The 22027-nt window shown below is 60.5% G+C and carries 19 protein-coding genes; 18 read left to right on the top strand and 1 reads right to left on the bottom strand.

Annotated elements, in window-relative coordinates; translation table 11 throughout:
- Nucleotides 1-171 precede the first annotated feature (171 nt).
- From folC to holA, 18 genes are all read left to right on the top strand, one after another.
- Entirely contained in the window at nt 172-1677 is a 1506-nt protein-coding gene (gene folC, locus ADB02_RS09850) for a bifunctional tetrahydrofolate synthase/dihydrofolate synthase (protein WP_246819399.1), read from the top strand.
- Nucleotides 1674-2189: a DUF4233 domain-containing protein gene (locus ADB02_RS09845; RefSeq protein WP_049190860.1), complete on the top strand. Its 516-nt coding sequence runs from the start codon at nt 1674-1676 to the stop codon at nt 2187-2189. The genes folC and ADB02_RS09845 overlap by 4 nt, the downstream gene beginning before the upstream one ends.
- 84 nt (nt 2190-2273) lie before the next feature.
- Nucleotides 2274-2684: a nucleoside-diphosphate kinase gene (ndk, locus tag ADB02_RS09840; protein WP_038629458.1), complete on the top strand. Its 411-nt coding sequence runs from the start codon at nt 2274-2276 to the stop codon at nt 2682-2684.
- 571 nt (nt 2685-3255) lie between these two features.
- Nucleotides 3256-7326, top strand: a complete 4071-nt coding sequence (locus ADB02_RS09835; protein WP_049190858.1) for a translation initiation factor IF-2 N-terminal domain-containing protein — start codon at nt 3256-3258, stop codon at nt 7324-7326.
- 383 nt (nt 7327-7709) lie between these two features.
- Nucleotides 7710-8018, top strand: a complete 309-nt coding sequence (gene rplU / locus ADB02_RS09830) for a 50S ribosomal protein L21 (protein WP_005511541.1) — start codon at nt 7710-7712, stop codon at nt 8016-8018.
- A gap of 40 nt (nt 8019-8058) precedes the next feature.
- Complete coding sequence (rpmA, locus tag ADB02_RS09825) at nt 8059-8316, top strand: 50S ribosomal protein L27 (RefSeq protein WP_016422312.1); 258 nt, start codon at nt 8059-8061, stop codon at nt 8314-8316.
- 257 nt (nt 8317-8573) lie between these two features.
- Nucleotides 8574-10088, top strand: coding sequence for a GTPase ObgE (gene obgE / locus ADB02_RS09820; protein WP_049190856.1), 1515 nt, complete (start codon nt 8574-8576; stop codon nt 10086-10088).
- 98 nt (nt 10089-10186) lie between these two features.
- Nucleotides 10187-11536, top strand: coding sequence for a glutamate 5-kinase (gene proB, locus ADB02_RS09815; RefSeq protein WP_049190854.1), 1350 nt, complete (start codon nt 10187-10189; stop codon nt 11534-11536).
- A 174-nt stretch (nt 11537-11710) separates the two neighbouring features.
- Nucleotides 11711-12424 (top strand): class E sortase, encoded by a 714-nt coding sequence (locus ADB02_RS09810; RefSeq protein ID WP_049190851.1) that lies wholly within the window; start codon nt 11711-11713, stop codon nt 12422-12424.
- Nucleotides 12425-12577, top strand: coding sequence for a hypothetical protein (locus tag ADB02_RS11600; RefSeq protein WP_049190848.1), 153 nt, complete (start codon nt 12425-12427; stop codon nt 12575-12577).
- A gap of 14 nt (nt 12578-12591) precedes the next feature.
- Nucleotides 12592-13935: a glutamate-5-semialdehyde dehydrogenase gene (locus tag ADB02_RS09800; RefSeq protein ID WP_224783791.1), complete on the top strand. Its 1344-nt coding sequence runs from the start codon at nt 12592-12594 to the stop codon at nt 13933-13935.
- 21 nt (nt 13936-13956) lie between these two features.
- Nucleotides 13957-14682 carry a nicotinate-nucleotide adenylyltransferase gene (gene nadD, locus ADB02_RS09795; protein ID WP_049190843.1) on the top strand — a complete coding sequence of 242 codons (726 nt, stop codon included), beginning with the start codon at nt 13957-13959 and terminating at the stop codon, nt 14680-14682.
- An 87-nt stretch (nt 14683-14769) separates the two neighbouring features.
- Nucleotides 14770-15228, top strand: coding sequence for a ribosome silencing factor (gene rsfS, locus ADB02_RS09790; RefSeq protein WP_048761239.1), 459 nt, complete (start codon nt 14770-14772; stop codon nt 15226-15228).
- Between the two features lie 2 nt (nt 15229-15230).
- Nucleotides 15231-15938: a histidine phosphatase family protein gene (locus tag ADB02_RS09785; protein WP_049190836.1), complete on the top strand. Its 708-nt coding sequence runs from the start codon at nt 15231-15233 to the stop codon at nt 15936-15938.
- Nucleotides 15928-17271 (top strand): DegV family protein, encoded by a 1344-nt coding sequence (locus ADB02_RS09780; protein WP_049190834.1) that lies wholly within the window; start codon nt 15928-15930, stop codon nt 17269-17271. The genes ADB02_RS09785 and ADB02_RS09780 overlap by 11 nt, the downstream gene beginning before the upstream one ends.
- A 126-nt stretch (nt 17272-17397) precedes the next feature.
- Complete coding sequence (locus tag ADB02_RS09775; RefSeq protein WP_241482456.1) at nt 17398-18168, top strand: ComEA family DNA-binding protein; 771 nt, start codon at nt 17398-17400, stop codon at nt 18166-18168.
- Complete coding sequence (locus tag ADB02_RS09770) at nt 18152-20128, top strand: ComEC/Rec2 family competence protein (protein WP_049190831.1); 1977 nt, start codon at nt 18152-18154, stop codon at nt 20126-20128. The genes ADB02_RS09775 and ADB02_RS09770 overlap by 17 nt, the downstream gene beginning before the upstream one ends.
- Nucleotides 20125-21183, top strand: coding sequence for a DNA polymerase III subunit delta (holA, locus tag ADB02_RS09765; protein ID WP_005511539.1), 1059 nt, complete (start codon nt 20125-20127; stop codon nt 21181-21183). Before ADB02_RS09770 ends, holA begins: the two co-directional genes overlap by 4 nt.
- Nucleotides 21184-21220: 37 nt before the next feature.
- Here holA and ADB02_RS09760 read toward each other — a convergent pair whose 3' ends face one another.
- Complete coding sequence (locus tag ADB02_RS09760) at nt 21221-21655, bottom strand: OsmC family protein (protein ID WP_049190829.1); 435 nt, start codon at nt 21653-21655, stop codon at nt 21221-21223.
- Between the last annotated feature and the right edge of the window lie 372 nt (nt 21656-22027).

The following is a 22027-nucleotide window of genomic DNA, read 5'->3' as shown; positions in this document are numbered from 1 at the left end:
GGGGAGATTCGTTTGAATCTTGGTGGCGGCGACGATTCGGTGACGCAGGAAGAGTCTGCGCTGCGAGAGGAGTCCACTGCAGCGCCTGAGTTCGAATTCGATCCGGCTGACTCCCAGATCGTCGAGGACCTCGAACCTCGCGAAATCGCCGGTGTGATGGCTGATGACCGCATGCCCGATGACATGCGCCTCGGTGAGGTCTCCGTGTCCGAGGAAGGCCTGAGCCTGCCGGTGGATGTGGATCGCCCAGTCAATGAGCCGGCTCCGCTGGAGGCCACCGCCGAGGAGCTGCGCGAGCTCGCAGAGGTGGAAGCCGAGCTGGATCAGCGCTGGCCGGAGACCAAGATTGACCCGTCGCTCGAGCGAATCGAGATGCTGATGGACATCCTTGGCCATCCTGAGCGTGCCACTCCGGTCATTCACGTTGCCGGCACGAATGGCAAGACTTCCACTGTGCGCATGATTGAGTCGCTGGTGCGCGCTCTCGGTCGTCGCACCGGCCGCACCACCAGTCCGCATCTGCAGCTGGTTACCGAGCGCATCGCCATCGATGGCCAGCCCATTCATCCACGCGATTACGTGCGCATCTGGCGCGAGATTCAGCCCTACGTGGAAATGGTTGACGCCAAGTCCGCCGAAAAGGGCGGCCCGCAGATGAGTAAGTTCGAGGTCCTCACGGCCATGGCCTACGCTGCCTTCACCGACGCTCCTGTCGATGTCGCCGTGGTGGAAGTCGGCATGGGTGGCACATGGGATGCGACCAACGTGGTGGAGGCCGACGTGGCAGTCATCTGCCCAATCGGTCTCGATCACACGGAGTACCTCGGCGATACCCTGGCTGAAATCGCTTCTGAGAAGGCCGGCATCATCAAGTCGCGGTGGAACAAGGACGACTTGCTCACGCCACCGGACAATGTCGCCATTGTCGGCGAGCAAGAGCCGGAAGCAATGGACGTCGTTTTGCGACGTGCCGTGGAAATGGACGCCTCCGTCGCCCGCGCCGGAGTTGAGTACGGCGTCGTCAGTCATCAGCTGGCGGTCGGCGGGCAGAACCTGACGCTCAAGGGCCTGGCCGGCGAGTATGACGATATCCATCTGCCGCTGCACGGTCCGCATCAGGCGCGTAACGCAGCCACAGCACTGGCTGCGGTGGAGGCGTTCTTCGGCGCAGGTCCGGGGCGTCCGCTCAACATTGATGCGGTTCGCGAAGGCTTTGCGACGGTCGCATCGCCCGGCCGTCTGGAGCGCGTGCGCTCGACCCCGACGGTGTTTATCGATGCCGCCCACAATCCGCACGGTGCCCGTGCGCTACGCACGGCCCTCTCCGCTGAGTTCGACTTCCGCCGTGTGATTGGTGTGCTGTCGGTGCTGGGGGAGAAGGATGCTCGTGGGCTGCTGGTGGAGCTGGAGCCTTACTTCGAAGAAGTGGTTATTACCCAGAACACATCGCCGCGTGCGCTGCACTACGACGACCTGGCTGACCTCGCGGAGGAGATTTTCGGCGAGGAGCGCGTGCATCGCGTACCGACTCTGCCGTCCGCCGTTGAGCTAGCTGTAGCGCTGGCTGAGGAAACCGACACCGGAGACGGTATTGTCTCTGGTTCCGGTGTGATCGTCACTGGATCTGTTGTCACTGCGGGCGAAGCCCGGACACTATTTGGAAAGGACCCGCAATGAGCGAATCTCAGGCGAGCCAGCCACAGGGCAATGGCGCGGAGGATTACACCGCTGCCGACCGCGAGGCCCTGCGCGCCTACCGCGAGGGGCGTGACCTGAGTGAGGGCGGCAAGTATGGCCCGCTCGGTGCGGGACACGATCCGGCTAAGGACCCGCTGAAGGGTCTGCGCGGTGTTATGTCCGGCACGCTGATTATGCAGGCTATTTCGGTGCTGCTTGGTCTGACTGTGGTCACGCGCATTCCCGACGGCCAGATTAACCAGACCTTCTCGGTTACGTACATCACCATCCTGGGCTTGGCTCTGATTGCGATGGCCTTCCTGCAGAAGCAGCCTTGGGCACTGAAGGCGAACATTGTGCTGCAGGTCTTTGGTGTGCTGGCTATCTTCACGCACGTGTCTATGGGCGTGGTGGGTATTTTCTTCGCCCTGGTGTGGGCCTACATTCTGCATCTGCGGAAGAACCTCCTCCAGCGTATGGAGCGCGGTCTGTTGACCACCCAGCACTCGTAAGTCTCCCGCGCTCGTAGTCGCGACTTTCACCCCGCTGCACCACCACTCCGGTGCAGCGGGGTTTGTCATAGTATGATGCTCACCATGACTGAACGTACTCTTATTCTGATCAAGCCGGACGGCGTTTCCCGCGGTCTGGTCGGCGAAGTTATCTCCCGCATCGAGCGCAAGGGCCTGAAGCTGGTCGCGCTTGACCTCCGTGTTGCTGACGAGGCAACTGCGAAGGAGCACTACGCAGAGCACGTCGATAAGCCGTTCTTTGGTGAGCTGGTTGATTTCATCACCTCTGCACCGCTGGTCGCTGGTGTTATCGAGGGCCCGAACGCAATCGCTGCTTGGCGTCAGCTCGCTGGCGGCACTAACCCGGTTGAGGCCGCAACTCCGGGCTCCATCCGCGGTGACTTCGCACTTGAGGTTGCTAACAACGTTGTTCACGGTTCCGATTCCCCGGAGTCCGCTGAGCGCGAGATTGGTATTTGGTTCCCGAACCTCTAAACGTTGACGGTTCAGCATTGACCCGTGAGCGTTGAACTGGCGCCGAACTGAGCAAGCAATTGTTTGCCGGTTCGGCGCTTTTTGCTTGTCGACGACCGTGGGGCGGCCCTTCAGCGGGCTGCACGTGTGAATGCGGGCACGGGCTGCAAATGTGAAACTGTAGGAGTTTATGACACTTTCCGGCAATTTTTCAGGCCATTTCTGTCATAAACGCAGTCAGTAACTCGGATTGGCCCGCCGCCACCAATGTCGGTGCGCGCCACCTGCTCGATATGTGCGACAATGGACAGCAGCAGTAGTGCCCGGGAGTTCGCTCCGGCGGATGAAATATGCCGCATGTGATCGCTGAATCCCCGAGTCAGCCGGTAGGCCTGCCAATAAGACTTTCATAATTGTTCATCGTTTTCGGCCCTCTATCTGCGCATTTGGCGCAAATGAAGTGGCTGTCGCAACATCGTTGCTCCGCCTGGTTTCCAAGGCCACAACGGATGTAGGCGCACATGGAATGACAAAGAGTGTGCTTCCTGTTGTCGGGTTTTGCGTGGTGGGGTGTCAAGGAGAAACAAATACAGTGGCAAATTTCAGCCAGGATGTTGTCGCTAAGGCACGCGAATTTGATCGTGAGTCAGCGGCTCTGAAAACCCGAGTCCACCACCTGGCCAAGAGCTTGGGGTTGACCTCGAAGGAAACCATCGAAGCACTGGGGCACGCGGGGATCGTCGTAAAGTCCGCTGCGTCCACCATTAATCAAAATCAGCTCGACGCAGTGCTGAATTTCATCGGTGATCATCCAGAGGATGCCTCGCTTGACGACGGATCCGCTGCGACCAAGCCAACCGGCGAAAAGCCAGCCGCGAAGGAAAAACAGTCGGCAGGTAAGCCGAACGCGGCAGATGAGAAGTCGGACGAGCAAACTGCAGCTAAGTCCGAGAAGAAGCCAGCTGCGAAGAAGAGCGGCAAGAAGTCGGCTGCGAAGAAGGCCACAAAGAAGGCTGCGCCGAAGGCAGCCAAGAGCGAAGCGGAGTCGGACGCAGCGCCTGCCGAGGAAGTGACCGAGAAGAAGGACACCAAGAAGGCCTCGGCTAGAAAATCCTCGGCAAAGCAGAGCGCAGAGAAGCAGAGCGCAGAGAAGAAGAGCGCAGAGAAGAAGAGCACGACTAAGAAGCGAGCAACGCGTAAGCGGGCTGTGAAGAAGACCGCTGGTGCTCCGGAAGAAACCGCTGCGAAGGACGAGCAGAAGGACTCGAACTCGGTCGTCGAGGAAGCTGTTGAGGCTGTCGTTCAGTCGTCGTCGAAGAAGGCTGCAGACAAGAATGCTTCCGATAAGAAGGCTGCCGACACCGTAGCCGAGACCGCTGAGAAAACCTCCGCTGAGGAAGCTTCCGCCGAAGCACCTGCTGCAAAGAGCGCTGCAGTGACCACACGTCGTGGCCGCCGAGTTCGCCGTGCGGTCCGCACGACCAGCGCTCCAGTGGCAGAGGAAGCTCAGGAAGCGCAAGAGCCGCAGAAAACGCAAGAGCCGCAGGATACACAGGCAACTCAGGGCGAAGCCCTGCAGGACATCGAGCCGCCGGTAGTCCCGGAGCCGCCGGTTGCGGAAGAGCAGACCGCGTTTGCGCCTATCTTCCTGGCTCCGCAGGCTGTACCGGCCACGGCCAAGAATTCGGCCACCGAGGATGCAGCTTCGGCTGACAGCGGTGCCTCCAACCAGGATTCCGATGACAACGCGGGGGAGGGGCAGGACGGCTCGTCGTCAAGCGAAACGGAGCGTCAGCCGCGGCCGCGCCGTCGCCGTCGTGGACGTGGGCGTCGTAATGATGATGCTCAGCAGGCGGAGAAGACCACCGAAAAGGCAGAGCGCGAGGAGGCGGAAACCCGCGAGGCGGTCGAAGAGCCGCAGGCGATTAAGGGCTCGACTCGCCTGGAGGCGCAGCGCCGTCGCCGTATCGAACGTCGTGAGGAATCGCGCAAGCGCCACGTGATCTCGGAGGCTGAGTTCCTGGCTCGCCGTGAGTCGGTGGAGCGCACGATGGTAGTGCGTGAGCGCAAGCGCCATGACCACTCGGGCATTGTCACTGAGGTGGGTGTGCTGGAAGATGACCTGTTGGTCGAGCACTTCGTTACCTCTGACACGCAGACCACGCAGATCGGCAATATCTACCTCGGTCGCGTGCAGAACGTCCTACCCAGCATGGAAGCGGCGTTCATTGATATCGGAACCGACCGCAACGGTGTCATTTACGTAGGTGACCTGAACTGGAAGCTGCTGGGCACGAAATCGCGTTCGCGCAAGATTGAACACGCGCTGAAGGCCGGCGACCAGATTCTGGTCCAGGTGTCCAAGGATCCGATTGGTCACAAGGGCGCGCGTCTGACCACTCACATTTCGATGGCTGGTCGATTCCTGGTGTACGTGCCGGGCGGCCGGAGCGCGGGTATTTCCCGCAAGCTGCCGGAGCCGGAGCGCAAGCGCCTGAAGTCGATTCTGAGTGAGGTTACGCCGGAGGGCTCGGGCACGATTATTCGCACCGCGGCCGAGGGCGTGTCCAAGGAGGCCATCGAGGCCGACATTAAGCGCCTGGAATCGCAGTGGCAGGAAATCTGGGAAGCCTCCGAGGCGGCGAAGGCGAAGCGCGGGGCAAAGCCGATTGCGCTGTACGAAGAGCCGGACATGCTGGTCAAGGTCGTCCGCGATGTCTTCAACGAGGACTTCTCGCGTCTTGTGGTGGAGGGCGACCGTCCGTGGAACACAGTGACGGACTACATCGGCGACCTGGCACCGGAGCTGGAGCCGCGTCTGCAGCGCTACTTCGCCAAGGAGCACGGCGGCGCTGACGTCTTCGAGCACTTCCGCATCGATGAGCAGCTGGCCAAGGCACTCGACCGCAAGGTCTGGCTGCCCTCGGGTGGCACGCTGGTCATCGACCGCACCGAGGCCATGACGGTCATCGACGTCAACACGGGTAAGTTCACCGGTGCTGGCGGAAACCTGGAAGAGACGGTCACTCGCAACAACCTGGAGGCCGCTGAGGAAATCGTCCGCCAGATGCGTCTGCGCGATCTGGGCGGCATGATCGTCGTCGACTTTATCGACATGGTGCTGCCGGAAAACCAGGACTTGGTGCTGCGCCGTCTGAAGGAGGCGCTCGGCCGCGACCGCTCGCGTCACGAGGTCTCCGAGGTGACCTCGCTCGGCCTCGTCCAGATGACGCGCAAGCGTCTGGGCACAGGCCTGCTGGAGACCTTCTCCACGCCGTGTAGCTGCTGTAATGGCCGTGGTCTGATTATCCACATCGATCCGGTCGAGCAGGACAATCAGGGCCGTGGTCACAAGAACGGTCGCCGCAACGAAGAGCAGGGTAAGTCCAAGCGCCGCAACAAGTCGCGCTCGGAGCACAATCCGGCCAACCACCCGGCCGCGCTCGCCATGCACCGCGATCAGGGCGACCAGGCCGGCACTTCCAAGGCAACGCGTGACGACGACGCGGAGACCAACCAGCGCGATAAAGACGCAGCCGACAAGCGAGTTGCAGCTGCTGTCGAAGCTGTCATCGTCTCTTCTGGGAACGATGAGCCGAAGCCACCGCGTCGTCGCCGGGTTCGTAAGAGCCAGAGCCGAAACGATGAGCAGCGACAGGACGGCAATGGCCGTCAGGAGCGCCGCGAGCGTGATGAGCGCAACGAGCGTTCGGAGGGCTCCGATGACCTGGCTGCTCTGGCTGCCGCAGCTGTTGCGGAAGCCCGTGAGAAGGATCCGGAAGAGCCATCGGATGACCGTTACATGCCGCAGGAGGGACAGCGCCGCCGCCGTCGGGCTACGCGTCGCCGGGTAGCGGAGCATGTCGCCGTTGATTCGGCTGCACGCGACGCTGATGACCGCGACGAAGAACATGGCGATCGTCGCAAGCGTTCGGAGCGCCCGGCTCGTGCTGAGCGCGCCAACATCGCCGATAACGGTGGCGGCCGTGGAGGCCGTGGCGACGCTGAACGCTCCAGCAGCGCCAGTGCTCGACGTCGCCGTCGTCGCGCTGTTCGTCGTACGGCTGTGGATGAGACCACTGCGCCTCAGACCGAGTCCCAGGCAGCTTCCACCACAGATGTGCGGGAGCCAGCCGAGGATGACAAGGGTGGCAACGCTAACAAGACCGCCAAGGCTGCGGCCACGGAGTCCCAGACCTATGAGGAGGCTAAGGAGGCGTTCGAGCGTTCCCCACGCCGTCGTCGTCCGACTCGCGGTAACTCCCGCTCGGATCGCGCACCGCGTCGCGAGGACTTCGAGTCCACTAAGCCAAAGGCGGACGCAGAAGGCAGCAAGGGCGGAGATCGTGCAAAAGACAACCACGATGACAGCAACCGCAGCGCCAACCGCAGTGGCGGTGGCCGTCGCTCGGGCAAGTCGCGGGTTGAAGTGGTAGCGGTCCAGGGCACGGGAGCTCGCCGTAATCGCCGTCGGGCGGTGCGCAGGGTCTCGTCGCAAAGCGATGCTGGAGCGACTGCGCCGAAGCAGCGACAGGGCACTTCAAACCGCGCTACTAAGCCAGAGCAGAAGCAGGCTAATCGCGGTGCTGCGGTGCCGCAGAAGAAACCGGCCAATCGTCGCCGCCGAGTGCGTCGTGCGGTGCGCCGAAGCGGCCGGAACTAGGTATTAAAAATCTGGAATAAGGCCAGATAGGAGGCTGTTTTTCGTCCCCTAAAGCAGGGGGTGGAAAGTGGCTTCGGAAACTGCCCGAGAAGACCGTGAAAACCAATGGGGGACAGGGTCTTACTCGGGCAGTTTGTAATTTAGGGGGATTTTTCGCTACTCTTGACCAGTCGCTGATTAGTAGGCGTATCTGGTCATGCCCGCTGGCGCTTGAGGTGCTGGCGGTAAGGAAACGGCCAGAGCGGGGAAATCTACTCGGATTTGGCTTTCGGGTATGTCCCTGAAGTGTTCTGCACACGCAACTAATCGCAATTCCATTGTCCAGTCAAGGAATTACAAGGATTCCTTGAGTCGAGTTTCTCAGATAAAGGGGTAGCCCTCCTATGTACGCGATCGTCAAGACCGGCGGCAAGCAGTACAAGGTTGCCGAAGGTGACCTCGTCAAGGTCGAGAAGATCGAGGGTGAGCCGGGTTCGTCCGTGGCTCTCACCCCGGTTCTGCTCGTCGATGGCGCAGATGTCATTGCGGATGCCGACAAGCTTGCCAACGTTACCGTTAACGCAGAGATCGTCGAGGCCGCTAAGGGCCCGAAGATCCGCGGCATGCACTACAAGAACAAGACTGGCTACAAGCGCCGCTACGGCCACCGTCAGCCGCTCACTGTTCTGAAGATCACCGGCGTCTCCAAGTAAACCGCCGAAATTCCAATTAGCTTTTCCCTAGGAGAAAATCATGGCTACTAAGAAGGGTGCATCCAGCACCAGCAACGGCCGCGACTCCGAAGCTAAGCGCCTCGGCGTGAAGCGCTTCGGCGGCCAGCAGGTTAAGGCAGGCGAGATTCTCGTTCGTCAGCGCGGTACCTCGTTCCACCCGGGTGAGAACGTTGGCCGTGGCGGCGACGACACTCTCTTCGCTCTGAAGGCAGGCGCAGTCGAGTTCGGTACCCGCCGCAACCGCCGCATTGTCAGCATCGTTGAGAATAACTCCTAAGAACAACCCCCGGTTGTCCACATAGGATTACTGCAACGTTGAATATGAGGCAGGTTTAACTGCCTTGCAGAAGAGCCGATTCCTTTCCCACTGCGAAAGGTAATCGGCTCTTTTGTTGTTTATGTACTGTTTCGCGCTTTTAGGTTGCGAGGCAGCGTTTTGTTACCGCCTAGACTTCTGCCCGTCGGCTCGCTTAAATTAGGGCATTACTCCAGGCACTAGATGATGGCTCTCCGCTCGGAAGTGTGTGTGATTTTATGTCTCGTTTTGTAGATCGTGTCGTACTGCATTTGCAGGCCGGCGACGGTGGTCACGGCTGTAACTCGGTGCTGCGTGAAAAGTTCAAGCCACTCGGCGGTCCCGATGGCGGTAACGGCGGCCACGGTGGCGACATTGTGCTGGCCGTCGACCCGCAGATTCACACTCTGATGGACTTCCACTTCCATCCCCATATCAAGGCTGCCAACGGTAAGCCCGGCGCGGGTGATCACCGCAATGGTGCTCGCGGCGAGGACCTGGTTCTCGGAGTGCCGGAGGGCACGGTTGTGATGACCGAGGATGGGGAAGTGCTGGCGGACATGACCGGTAAGGGGGCCCGCTTCATCGCCGCTGAAGGCGGTTACGGTGGTCTGGGCAACGCAGCGCTGGCGAACAAGAACCGCCGTGCGCCGGGCTTCGCTCTCCTCGGTGAGCCTGGCGAGGCCAAGGATCTTGTCTTGGAGCTCAAATCCATGGCAGACGTTGGACTGGTGGGCTTCCCGTCAGCTGGAAAGTCCTCGCTGGTCAGCACCTTGAGCGCTGCTAAGCCGAAGATTGGTGACTACCCATTTACCACGCTGCAGCCGAACCTGGGTGTGGTCAACGTTGGCTACGAGTCCTTCACCATCGCAGATGTGCCGGGTCTTATCCCGGGGGCGTCTGAAGGCCGTGGTCTTGGGTTGGATTTCCTGCGTCACATTGAGCGCTGTGCTGTGCTGGTGCATGTGGTGGACGCTGCTGCGCTGGAGGGCGACCGCGATCCGGTCTCTGACATCAAGGCGTTGGAGACGGAACTCGCCAACTACCAGTCGGTGCTGAAGGCCGACGTGGGGCTTGGGGATCTCGCAGAGCGTCCGCGCGTCATCGTGCTGAACAAGATTGACCTGCCCGATGCTCGCGAAATGATTGACATGCAGCGCGAGGAGCTGGAGAAGTTCGGCTGGCCGATTTATGAGATCTCTACGGTGACGCACGAGGGACTCAAGGAGCTGACCTACGGCCTGAAGGATCAGATTGCCGCCTACCGCAAGGCGCATCCGTTGCCAACAGAGCAGGAGCCCCGTGCGGTCATCCGTCCGGAAGGTGTGCGTGGCAAGAAGCGCGAAGGCGCGGACTTCACCATCGAGCGCGATCCGAATACCCCAGATGGGTTCATTGTGCGTGGCCGTAAGCCGGAGCGCTGGATTAACCAGACGGACTTCGAAAACGACGAGGCAGTCGGCTACTTGGCTGACCGCCTGGCCAAGCTTGGTGTAGAAGATGCCCTGGCAAAGGCTGGGGCAACGGTTGGCTGCCCGGTGACGATTTCCTATCTCACCTTCGAGTGGTACCCGCAGCAGGTCGCGGGCACCGATGACTTCGTGCCGAGTGGCCGTGGTACCGACGATCGTCTCTACGTCAACGAGCGCACTAGCGCCGAGCAGCGTAAGCGTGCATCGCAGGCCCGCCGTGGTCTGATTGACGAGTACGATTTCGGAGATGGCGAAGAGGCTATTCGCGACCGGTACTCATAGTCGCGGGCGACAGCGTCGTCGGCAAGCGAAGACTTCAAACTTGCATTTTGCCATTGATTGTTTAAACAATTATATAGTCAGAATTACATTAGACCGTCATGTTTTCCATTAGTGAAATGAGTGAGTCAGTTATCCCTTCCGACACCGTTGCCAACGATGTTGACGTCACTGGAGCAGATGCATTAGATGCCCCGGTAGCTACCGCGCCGAAGTCTGGATCGGACGCGCCGATTTCCCGTGAGGAGGTCGACGAGCTACTTCACGACAATCCTGAGTCCACCGTCGCTGAGATTGAAAAGGCGACTGAGAATTTATCTCCGGGAACCAAAGGCGGTTTCGATTCCGAGACTCGTGAGGCAATTCGGACCGCGAAGCGCGTCGTGGTGAAGATTGGTTCTTCCTCGTTGACCGGATCTGACGGTCGTACCGATCCCGAACGCATCGACTTCATTGCCGATGCCCTGGAAAAGCGTATGGGCTTTAGCGATGTCATTGTCGTGTCCTCCGGCGCGGTGGCATCCGGAATGGGGCCGCTGGGGCTGACTTCGCGTCCCACTGATTTGGCGACCAAGCAGGCGGCTGCAGCTGTGGGGCAGGTGCGCCTGGCACAGGAGTGGGGACGCTCCTTCCTGCGCTATGGCCGCACTTCTGCACAGGTGCTTTTGACCTCGGACGATGCAGGTGTGCGTTCGCGTGCCCGCAACGCCCAGCGCACTATCGACCGCCTGCGCCAGCTGGGTGCAGTGCCAATTGTCAACGAAAATGACACGGTCGCGACCTCGGAGTTCCGCTTCGGCGACAACGACCGCCTCGCCGCCCTGGTCAGTCACCTGGCGTACTGCGATGCACTGATTCTGCTTTCCGACGTCGACGGCCTCTACGACCGCAACCCGGCCGATCCAGGTGCGACCTTTGTGCCAGAGGTGCGCAGCGGTAACGACTTGCGTGGTGTTATCGCCGGTGACGGTGGAGCACTGGGCACCGGTGGAATGGCCTCGAAGGTGTCTGCCGCACGCCTGGCTTCGCGTGCTGGGGTGCCGGTGCTGCTGACTTCGGCGTCCAACATTGAGCGAGCACTTGACCAGGCAGACGTGGGAACGGCTTTCGCCGCGAAGGACAACCGCTTGAGCGCCTGGAAGTTCTGGATGCTCTACGCAGCGGATAGCTCGGGCCTGCTTCGCCTGGATGCCGGCGCGGTCGACGCTGTGACCCGCATGCGCAAGTCGCTGCTCCCGGTCGGTATCACCTCGGTTGACGGTGAGTTCTCCGCTGGTGACATCGTCGACCTGATTGGCCCGAGCGGTGAGGTCATCGGACGCGGCGAGGTCAACTATGACTCTGAGGAGCTGCTGGGCATGATCGGCTACCACACCGAGGAATTGCCGAATGACATGCAGAAGCCTGTCGTCCATGCCGACTACCTGTCGGATTTCGCCTCCCGCGCTTAGGAGAGCGTTGCGCTGAGAGCTGCAGCGCTTAAAGACGCGCACCTGGGCGCGCCCGGACAGAGGTGCCTCGGCAAAGACCGGCTGAGTGGGGACTAGCTGAGTGCGGACTGGCTGGGGGAGGAGTGCCTGAGCGCGGACTGCCTGGATGAGGAACTTTCGGGCATAATCCTAAGTGTGTTATCGAAAATTATTGGCGTCATCGGCGAGTTGCTCTTGACCGCTGGAGTGCTGGTGGCGCTCTTCGCCTTTTATCTGCTGTACTGGTCTGGTCTTGAAACCGGGAAAGCTCAGCAGCAGGCTCGTGATGAGCTGCAGCAGGCATGGTCCGCACCGGCATCGGCCCCAGCTCCGGCGCCAGAAGGCACGGAGCCAGCTGTTGAGGGCTCCTGGGTGCCTGGCTCTGCGGTGGCGATGATTTCCGCTCCTAAGGCCGGTTTTAGCGATTTGGTCGTATTCGAAGGTGTCTCTCAGGAAGTTTTGCGCGGTGGCCCCGGCCATTATCCGAGCACAGCCCTTCCGGGGCAGGTGGGCAACAGCTCTTATGCCGCCCATCGTGACGGCCACGGAGCTCCCTTTGACAACATTGACCGTCTGCAGACGTGCGATGACATCACTGTAGAGACGCGTGAAGCTATTTACCGCTACAAGGTATTACCGGTCGACGGTATGGCTGGCGCAGGGGAAAGCTTCGACTGCGTGCCAGAAGGAACTAACGTCCCCGAGATTCCCGGCCAGCACATTGTCACTCCAGACCGCGCCGATGTCCTCAATCCGATCGGTGACGCGACTCTACTTACGCTGACTACCTGCCATCCGCAGTGGGACAACACTCATCGGCTCATTATTCACGCGGTTCTCGCCAGTGTTGAGACCAAGGAGGTCAACTAGATGTACGCAGCTTTTTGGCGATCCCTGCCGGGTCCGTGGTGGGTGAAAGCGACCATCACCATCGTGATTGCCGTCATCGTGTTCCTGCTGTTGATGAATTACATCTTTCCTTGGGTTGCTGAGCTAATTCCCTCAAATGATGTCTCACTCTAGTTATGCTGGTAGGCATGACTGCTCAAACGAACGAAACTGCTAACACCAATCAACAGGGCATTGCCGAGGATTCGGCTCTTAGTCCGGAGCGTGCTGCTGAGCGCGCCGAGGTTTTAGATAAGGCACAGCGTGCCAAGGCTGTCGCGGGAGAGCTGGCTCGCTTTACGTCGGCACGCAAGAACGAGCTCCTGCTGGCCGCAGCAGATGCGCTGGTCGCCCGTACTGAAGAGATTCTGGTAGCCAACGCCAAGGACATCGAGGCCGGTAAGGCCCGTGGTTTTAGTGACTCCCTGCTGGATCGCCTGCGTCTTGACGCCGATCGTGTTGAGGGTATTGCCGGTGGGCTGCGCCAGGTTGCGGCCCTGCCGGATCCGGTAGGCGAGGTGCTGCGGGGCAGCACTCTTCCCAACGGCATTAAGCTTTCCCAGGTCAGCGTTCCGCTGGGCGTGATGGGCATGGTCTACGAGGCTCGCCCGAACGTTACTGTCGATGCCTTTGGTCTGGCGCTGAAGTCGGGCAACGTGGCCTTGCTGCGTGGCTCCAAGTCCGCCGTCCACTCCAACACGCAGCTGGTCGCGGTTTTGCGTGAGGTGCTGGCCAACCACGATGCACCGGAGGACCTTGTTCAGCTGCTGCCGTGTGAGACCCACGATTCCGTGCAAGATCTCATAACTGCCCGCGGCCTGGTTGACGTAGTGATTCCGCGCGGCGGTGCCGGTCTGATTGAGGCCGTCGTGACGAAGGCAACGGTGCCGACCATTGAGACCGGTACCGGTAACTGCCACATCTACATCGATGCTTCCGCCGATATCGACGAAGCGATTGCGCTGATGATTAACGGCAAGACCCGCCGTCCGAGCGTCTGTAACGCCACTGAAACGGTTCTCATTGACTCGGCGCTGTCCGCGCAGGATCAGGTCCGCATTTTGGACGCGCTTGCCGACGCTGGCGTTGCGGTCCACGGCGATGTCGATAATCTGGCGGCCTCTGGGTGGACCGGTGAGGTCATTCCTGCGACGGCGGAAGACTGGTCGGATGAGTACCTCTCGCTAGACATTGCAGCGCGCATCGTCGACGGTGTGGTGGCCGCGACGGATCACATCACTGAGTACTCCTCGGGCCACACGGAAGCTATCTCTGCACGTGACTGGGGCGTGTGCCAGGAGTTCGTCGACCGTGTTGATGCTGCTGCCGTCAGCGTCAATGCCTCCACTGCATTCACCGATGGTGAGCAGTACGGTTTCGGCGCAGAGATTGGTATTTCCACTCAGAAACTGCACGCCCGTGGGCCCATGGGGCTGCCGGAGCTGACCAGCAGCAAGTGGGTTCTGGCTGGTCGTGGACAGACTCGTCCGTAGTGCCCAGGTAAAGTGCCAGTCATGATTAAGCGCAAGAAAAGTGTGCGGTCGCGAGTACACGCCGCGTTGACAGCGAAGTCGGCGGAAGCGCCCCGGCAGCGCATTGGCGTAATGGGTGGCACTTTTGACCCCATTCACAATGGTCACCTGGTTGCCGCCAGCGAGGTGGCAGACCGTTTTGACCTCGACTTTGTGCTTTTCGTGCCCACGGGTGAACCGTGGCAAAAGCGCGGCCGGAAGGTCTCTCACAGCGAAGACCGCTACCTGATGACGGTCATTGCCACTGCGTCGAACCCGCAGTTTTCGGTCTCGCGGGTTGATATTGATCGGCCGGGTGCGACCTATACCGTCGATACGCTGCGGGATTTGAAGGTCATCTATCCCAACGCGGATCTGTTCTTCATTACCGGTGCCGATGCGCTGCAGAAGATTATGACGTGGCGGGACTGGGAGGAGATGTTCGACGCAGCAACGTTCGTCGGTGTCACTCGTCCAGGGGTTCACCTGCGGGCAGAGGACCTGGAAGGAATCGACGCTTCACGGTTGCACCTCATCGAGATTCCCGCCATGGCTATTTCTTCTACCGATTGTCGAAAGCGTGCGGAGGCAGGACGCCCCGTTTGGTACTTGGTGCCGGATGGCGTGGTGCAGTACATCGCCAAGCGGGGTCTGTACCAGTCCGCTGAGGGCACGGTTGGTTCTGTGGGGCCCGCATCTGCAGATGCGAAGGCCGATCCTGCCGACTGAAAGTTAGCAAAATCCCGCTGAGACGGTAAGTTACAAGTACAAACGCTGTTTTTCACGACTTTTAATCACAAGGAGCTGAAGTCTTTCGTGACTGCACAAGCACGCGCCATTGAGCTGGCGACCGCCGCGGCAAAGGCCGCCGATAGCAAGAAGGGTGAGGACGTCGTTGTTCTCGATGTCTCTGGCCCGGTGGTGATTACGGACGCGTTCGTCCTGGTCAGTGCTGACAATGAGCGACTGGTTGCCGCAATCGTCGATGAGATTGAGGACGATCTGCGTGACCTCGGCGCAAAGCCGGTGCGCCGCGAAGGCGTGCGTGAGGGACGTTGGGCGCTGCTGGATTACGGCGACATTGTCGTGCATGTCTTCCGCAGCGAAGAGCGTGACTTCTACGGTCTAGATCGACTGTGGCGCGATTGCCCGCGCATTGAGGTCGAGGGTGTCGAGCAGCCGAGCAACGAAGACGGCGAAGATTCCGCCCGCAATGCTCGTTCTATCGACGAGATTCCGCTGGCTGCCGACAACCCGGATACGGACGAGTTTTAATCGTGGCGGGCTCACGCGAGGCGCATGTTGCCACTCGACGTCGTCTGATTATGCTGCGGCACGGGCAGACGTCGTACAACGCTACCGGTCGCATTCAGGGACAGCTAGACACGCAGCTTTCCGACGTTGGCCGCGAGCAAGCCCGTACTGCGGCACAGTACTTGGCTGTGTCTGAACCGCGAATCACAAAAATCGTGTCCTCTGACCTAACCCGGGCAGCTGACACCGCCCGCGCGCTAGCCGAGACCACCGGTGCAGAACTGAGCTTTGATAAGCGCCTGCGTGAAACCAACCTTGGCGAATGGCAGGAGCGCACCTACGACGAGATTGACTCCGCGTTCCCCGGTATGCGGGACCACTGGCGTCACAATCTCAACTGGGCGCCCAAAGGTGGCGAGACTCGCTTTGAGGTTTCCAACCGAATGCTCGCGGTGATTGCTGACCTCGCGGCTGCCCCCGCTTGGGAGACAGATACGTTCGTGCTCGTGTCTCACGGTGGTGCCATTGCTGCGGCTACTGCAGCCCTGCTACAGATGCCGCGCGACTACTTCAGCACGTTCAACGGCCTGGGCAACACTGCGTGGGTCGAAATGGAGCAGCGCACGCGCGTCAATGGTGAGACCTCCTGGTACCTGAATGCTTTTAACGCGAAGGTCCGCGAGCGGGAGTCGCAGGTTTCTGATTCTTCAGGAGGCCGCCATGCCCGGTGACGGTCGCGTTCGCATTGTTGTTGATGACACCGCGTGCTTGATGCCCGAGGTTGCCCGCAAGCTCGACATCACCGTGGTTCCCATCGGCCATGACATCAATGAAGACGCCGTCACCACGTCGGCAGTCAGTCCACTGAAGCTGTGCGCCGCATATGCGCGTGCGCTGGAACGCTCCAACAAGGATGGTTCTGACGCTGGCGTTGTCGCCCTGCATCTTGGCAAGGGAATGTCCGCTACCTGGTCTAACGCTGTCACCGCTGCTGGTGCGCTGGACCGTGTGACCGTCATCGATACCGACACCGTCGGAGCTGGAGTCGGTGCCGCTGCCATCGCGGCGGCCAAGGCTGCGAGGGCCGGGGCCAGTCGTGATGAGGTTGCCGATGTAGCGCGTGATGTGCTGCAGCGCTATCGACTCTGGTTGTTTGTACCAAAGCTTGATTCGCTACGTCGTGGCGGTCGCATCTCCGCGGGCCAAGCGATGCTTTCTACGGCTCTCGCTATCAAGCCCATCGTCGGCATCAAAGATGGCTCACTAGCGCTGGTCGCCAAGTGCCGTACAGAGGCGAAGGTCAAGCAGCGCATGGTGGATTTTGCCACGAAGATGGTGCGGTCCGCGTCATCGGCGAACCGTCCGCCTGCGGTATTGCTGCATCATTCCGATGCGCTTGACGACGTTCACGAGCTCCAGGCCATGCTTGCCGAAGAGCTACCCGACGATACCCGGTTTAGAATCCTGGATTTGCCGGAGTCTCTTACCGCTCATGTCGGGCAGGGAGCCTATGCAGTTGGCATGGTCTCCGGTGGCTCGATTGATTCGGATGCCATGGATTTTGAAACAGAGATGGGCGTGACAGCGCTGCTCCACAGCGTGGAGGAGAGTGACGCGCCTGCTGTTGATGCTGAGGCTGCGGACACGGTGGAACACGATTCCGGGAACATAGACAATTCCGGTGACTCTGCTGACACGGATGGTTCGGCTGAAAACGCTGGCACCACGGACCCAGGTGAGCCAATCACCGACCAGGCTGCGGTGAAAGTAGTTGAGAATCCGGCTGCCAGTCGCAACCGCAATAAACGAATCCATCGCACAGTCGTGACTAATGAACAGGGAATTCCGCTTTTCACCACGGCGGTTTCTAAATTGCCAACGTGGAGTGAGAATCGCCAAGCAGCTCTGGATAAAGCTGAGCGTCTGGCGAAGGCTATCTCTGATTTGGCGCTGCGCGATAAGTCCGATCCCGAGGGAGCTGTATTTGGCACCGAAGGGGAGAAATCGCGGGAGTCGTCGTCAAGCAACAAGCGTGATGATGACGGCGACGAGAAGAAGAAGTAGTTGCTGAACTGCGAAGATGATGTGGCCTGTGGATAACCCCCACAGGCCAATTTTTATCCACAGATGGCGCCTCGATGAGTGCTTTCGTCGAGGTGGCATGTGGGGCGGGGCGCTAGTGTGCGCATCGTGACGAATTTGCGGAATCGGCTGGCGGACTATCTGGAACCGATTGATCAAGACAAGCGCATGGCGGTGGACTTTTCCACGCGCCGGGCGGTGGTGACGCCGCGGGTGGCGATGGCTGCGTGCATTGTGATTGCGGTGTTGGCCTTGGGAGTAATCGCTGCGGTGGTGTGGCCGTCGACGCCGCAGGTGGAGATGCCTGCGGTGCAGGACGCGGCTGTCGCGGGGACGACACCGGAGACGACCGAAACCCCAGCGGAGACGCCAGCCGGTGCGGGAAAGGAGACTAACGCTCAGGCACAGATGGGGCCGTTGATTGTGTCGGTGGTGGGATTGGTTGTGAATCCAGGCGTGGTGGAGGTGCCAGTGGGTGCGCGGGTGGTGGAGGCAATTGAGCGTGCGGGTGGGCTTTTGCCGGAGGCTAATCCTGCCAGCGTGAACCTGGCGGCACCGTTGGTAGATGGTCAACAGATTGTGGTTGGGACAGAGGCGCTGCCAGCAGGGACGGCGGAGGGCGGTTCCGATGTTTCTGGCGGTTCTGGCGCCGGTGCTGCAGGCGGGGCTGGCCCGGGTGGCTCTGACGGAAAGATCAACATCAACACCGCCACTGCTACGCAGCTGGAGGAATTGCCCGGAATTGGACCCGCAACGGCGACCAAAATCATCGACTTTCGTGAAAAGAACGGGCCTTTTGCGAGTATCGACGCACTTGAGGAGGTTCCGGGAATCGGCCCGGCTAAGGTAGAGGCTCTGCGCGATGCCGCCACCGTCTGACCTGCGCGCTCGTGCTGGGCTCGACGTGCGGCTAGTGCCAGCAGCGGTGTTGGCGTGGGCGACTGCGGTGGCAGTGATCATGCGCCCAGAATGGGCGATAGTTGTGGCACCAACCGCAATCGTGACTGCGGTGGTGTTGCCGTGGGCGTGGCAGCGTTGGTCGTGGCGATGGGGAAGAGGTGCGGTGACCTCCGGCTGGCGAGCAATCGTCACTATCGTGGTGCCAGCTGTGGCGGTGGCCAGTGTTGCGGTGGCCACGCGAATCCGCATAGCGCAAGCCCGAGCCCACGAGCTCTATGACGACATTGGCGGGATGTCGAAAGTGCAATTGCGCCTCGTCACCGAGCCGAAAGCTACCGAGTTCGGGGCCAGCGCGAAGGCCCGCATCGAGGGCCTTCCGGGGCAGGTGTCGGTTTTCGGAGACGAGCAACTGTTGGCGGTCACGAGAGACGCCGTAGTTGAATCCACAGCCGGTATACGTGTGGCCAGCAAACCCTGCATTAGTGGTATCCAGCTGAATCTGCGCGGCGATATTGAGGTCATCGCGCCACCGCAGGGGCTGGCAGCTCAGGTGCGCCAGCAGCTCTTTGACTCGGCGCAGAATCTTCCCGTTGGTCCCGACCGCCTGATTCCCGCCATGGCCATCGGCGATGAGCGCGGCTTTAGCCTCAACGACGGCGACATGATGACTGCCTCTGGGCTTTCACATCTATCAGCAGTCTCTGGAGCGAACGTTGCGCTTGTTATCGGGGCTGTTGTAACCGTGTTCTCGTGGGCTGGGCCGCGGGTGCGGGTCGCAGTCGCCGCACTTGCCCTGTACGGCTTCGTGGCAATTGTGGGCACAGAACCGTCAGTGCTACGCGCAGTGGTCACCGGTTGCATTGGGCTGTTGGCGATTCTCGTAGGACGAGCTGGCCAAGCCATCGCGGCGCTATCGGCTGGCATTATTGGGTTGATTCTCCTGGCACCAGACCTATCGGTATCAGTGGGCTTCGCCCTGTCGGTCGCAGCCACCGCTGGGTTAGTCCTTCTTGCCGAGCCCCTTGCCAGACGCCTGTCCGCCACCACCGTTATGGGTACCTGGCCCGCCCCAGTAGTCCGCGCCGTCGCCGTATCGATTGCCGCACACGTGGTCACCATGCCCGTATTGGCGCTTCTCATCGGCGAAATTAGTCACGTCTCACTGCTCGCCAATCTCCTCGCCGCGCCCGCCGTCGCACCGGTTACTATCGCTGGTTCGCTCGCTGCCGTTGCCGCCGCACTGCATCTCAACTGGCTGGTCCACGCGCTGCTCTGGTGCGCCGCGCCGTGCGCATGGTGGATTCATCAGGTCGCACGCCTCGCTGCGGGAATCGTCGCGCCCGCCACTGGGACGGTCACGTTGGTCATCTCCTGCACGCTCACGTTCGCATGCTTGACGGCGCTCTGGGCGTGGCCCCGTCTTGCGCTCCGCGCTGGGGCCTTCGCTGCTGTCTTGGCAGCCGGTAGTTATGCCGTTATTTGGGTGTTCGGCCTCGACATTGCGCGTGCCCCACAGGGGTGGAAGCTTGCAGCCTGCGCTGAGAAGAACCAGATCGTTCTCATTCACGCGGGTACTGCCGGAGAACCCGCCAACCATGTTGCATCGGTTGGTTACCCTGCACCGACCCCGCTCAGCCGGCAGTGCCGAATTGCGCTCGGACTCACCGAGCAAATGACGTGGCATACCCAGGTACTGGATACTGCCGCAGATAACACCACGACAGAAACCGTGGTGGTGGAATCCCCGTCGTATATCGCTGAAGCCGTGAGCGGCCAACCGCTCCAATCGCACCGCTCACCCCAGTGGTTTATCGCCCGCGAGTGTGGTCCGCGCGTGCGAGAAACCGTAATGACACCCGAGCACATTCCTGTGGTGTGCCCACAGCGAGATGGGCCGCAAGCTCTCTATTCGAATGGCGAAGTCTGGCGAGGAAGGTGAAATCCGGGCTGTCCCGTAGGCTAGAAACAACAGTCGCAGGAATCAACGCGGAAAAGAGGTCGGGATTGAGCGCCGTCGCACCCGTGAATTTGATTGTGGGCAAAGAGGAACTGCTGAAAGACCGCGCCCGCCTCGCCATTGTCGCTGCCGTCCGCGCGCAGGCAGCAACGGAGTCCGATCCGGGCGGACGCTCGGTGCCTGTGACCACCATCCGTGCAGGGGACATGACCACTGTTGACGCGGTGGAGCTCTTCAGCCCCTCATTGTTTGGGGATGACCGGATCGTGGTTGTTACCGACTGCCAAGACGCCGGCAAAGAGCCTGCCAAGCTGTTGATGGATTCGGTTAAGGATCCCGCGCCGGGCATCACGTTGATTCTCCTTCACAGCGGTGAGGGGCGTCAGAAAAAGATGGTCGCTGACCTGCGTAAGTTGGGGGTCCGCTTTTTCGAAGCTCAACCGCTTAAGCGAAACGACTTGCCCGGTTTTGTTGGCGAAGAATTCGCCTCACACGGGGTTAAGGTGCGTCGCGACGTCATCGATACCGTCCTGGATGCGGTCGGTTCAGACCTCCGCGAACTGGCGACCGCCATTTCCCAGCTGTGTGCGGATACAGCGGGCAAGGTCACCTCGGAAGCAGTGCGCACCTACTACGGTGCTTCGGCGGAGGTCTCGGGCTTTGAGATTGCCGAGCTCGCACTGCGCGGTCGGGGTGGGGAAGCGTTGGCGAAGATGCGCCGTGCTTTGCAGCTGGGAATGGCACCGGCACTGCTGTCGGCTGCAATCACGGGAATGGTCGGTGATGTAGCTCGGCTCCACGGCGCACGTGGCGTTAATGCTCGCAGGGATGCCCACCGCTATGGCATGCCGCCGTGGAAGTTGGAGAAAACTCAGCGGTTGGCTTCGGCCTGGTCAACTCCGGCGGTCGCTCGCGCTGTGGTTGTTGCGGCACAGCTGGATGCGGACACCAAGGGAGCCTCATCGACGCCGGAACTATCGCTGGAACAGTCGGTGCTTCGTATCGCGGAGCTGGCCCATTCGTCCCATCGGCGTTAAGCCTTGAGAGGCCGTGGCGAAAACCAGCGATTTTCCGCTATGCGAGTTCGAAGGACGAGGCCGCAGGGTTAGACAGCGTGTCCTGAACCGGGCAGTGGGATTCAACAAAGCCGAGGAATGCGACCAGTTCCTCCCTCGTGTTGTCTGCATCAATGTGGAAGCGGGTGTGAATCTCGGAGAAACCGATCTTTGCTTCCGGGTTTTTCCCCATGAAACCGTCTGGATCGAGCACACCGGAGCACTCAACCTTGACATCGTTGAGCTTGATGCCGTGGGCAGCGGCGAATGAGCGGACAACGATGCACTTGCAGGCGCCGAGGGCTCCGAGCAGCGCCTCGACCGGGTTCATGCCCGCGTTGGTTCCCCCGAGGTCAGTAGGCTCGTCCAAAGTGAAGCTCATGTCTCGAGAGGTCACCGTGGTTTCGAGGTTGGTTGGGGCATGCGCGACCGTTGTGAAAGTTGTCTTCGGCATGACGTTCCTTCCTGTAGAAATTGTGCTGGCGTAGTCGATTCTCGTGGATACTCAGATAATGCGCAGCAATTTTAGGGTTAATAGACAAGAAGTCTGTCAGATTCAAGACATTCCAGCAGGTCACGTTATGTAAATCGCGCTTGAATAGGGGCTCGGTTCTGCGAATACGTGTCTGGGCCTGATTCAAACCCGTTTTCCGGTCAATCCACCGGAGTCGCAACCGCATTCGCTGGCCGTGTGTTGGTGGCTGCATGTCGGTGTGCTGGAACCGAAGCGATGGAAATCAACAACCAACAGTGTGGGAGGCGGGGCCCAGGCCCTGCTCAAAGGGCTGCAAATGTGAAACTGTGTGAGTTTATGACACTTTCAAGC

Origin of the sequence: Corynebacterium sp. 212_CJEI, assembly GCF_001055915.1 — a bacterium.
Taxonomy (GTDB): Bacteria; Actinomycetota; Actinomycetes; order Mycobacteriales; family Mycobacteriaceae; genus Corynebacterium; species Corynebacterium jeikeium_D.
Note: the sequence above shows the minus strand (reverse complement) of the source record. Positions and strands in the feature narration are given on the sequence as shown.

What these genes read in the sequence shown, in the direction of transcription:
- rplU (WP_005511541.1), top strand. Translation starts at nt 7,710, where the DNA reads ATGTACGCGATCGTCAAGACCGGCGGCAAGCAGTACAAGGTTGCCGAA.
- ADB02_RS09770 (WP_049190831.1), top strand. Translation starts at nt 18,152, where the DNA reads ATGCCGCCACCGTCTGACCTGCGCGCTCGTGCTGGGCTCGACGTGCGG.
- ADB02_RS09780 (WP_049190834.1), top strand. Translation starts at nt 15,928, where the DNA reads ATGCCCGGTGACGGTCGCGTTCGCATTGTTGTTGATGACACCGCGTGC.
- folC (WP_246819399.1), top strand. Translation starts at nt 172, where the DNA reads ATGCCCGATGACATGCGCCTCGGTGAGGTCTCCGTGTCCGAGGAAGGC.
- nadD (WP_049190843.1), top strand. Translation starts at nt 13,957, where the DNA reads ATGATTAAGCGCAAGAAAAGTGTGCGGTCGCGAGTACACGCCGCGTTG.
- proB (WP_049190854.1), top strand. Translation starts at nt 10,187, where the DNA reads ATGTTTTCCATTAGTGAAATGAGTGAGTCAGTTATCCCTTCCGACACC.
- ADB02_RS09800 (WP_224783791.1), top strand. Translation starts at nt 12,592, where the DNA reads ATGACTGCTCAAACGAACGAAACTGCTAACACCAATCAACAGGGCATT.
- ADB02_RS09760 (WP_049190829.1), bottom strand. Translation starts at nt 21,655, where the DNA reads ATGCCGAAGACAACTTTCACAACGGTCGCGCATGCCCCAACCAACCTC.
- ADB02_RS11600 (WP_049190848.1), top strand. Translation starts at nt 12,425, where the DNA reads ATGTACGCAGCTTTTTGGCGATCCCTGCCGGGTCCGTGGTGGGTGAAA.
- ndk (WP_038629458.1), top strand. Translation starts at nt 2,274, where the DNA reads ATGACTGAACGTACTCTTATTCTGATCAAGCCGGACGGCGTTTCCCGC.
- ADB02_RS09845 (WP_049190860.1), top strand. Translation starts at nt 1,674, where the DNA reads ATGAGCGAATCTCAGGCGAGCCAGCCACAGGGCAATGGCGCGGAGGAT.
- obgE (WP_049190856.1), top strand. Translation starts at nt 8,574, where the DNA reads ATGTCTCGTTTTGTAGATCGTGTCGTACTGCATTTGCAGGCCGGCGAC.
- rpmA (WP_016422312.1), top strand. Translation starts at nt 8,059, where the DNA reads ATGGCTACTAAGAAGGGTGCATCCAGCACCAGCAACGGCCGCGACTCC.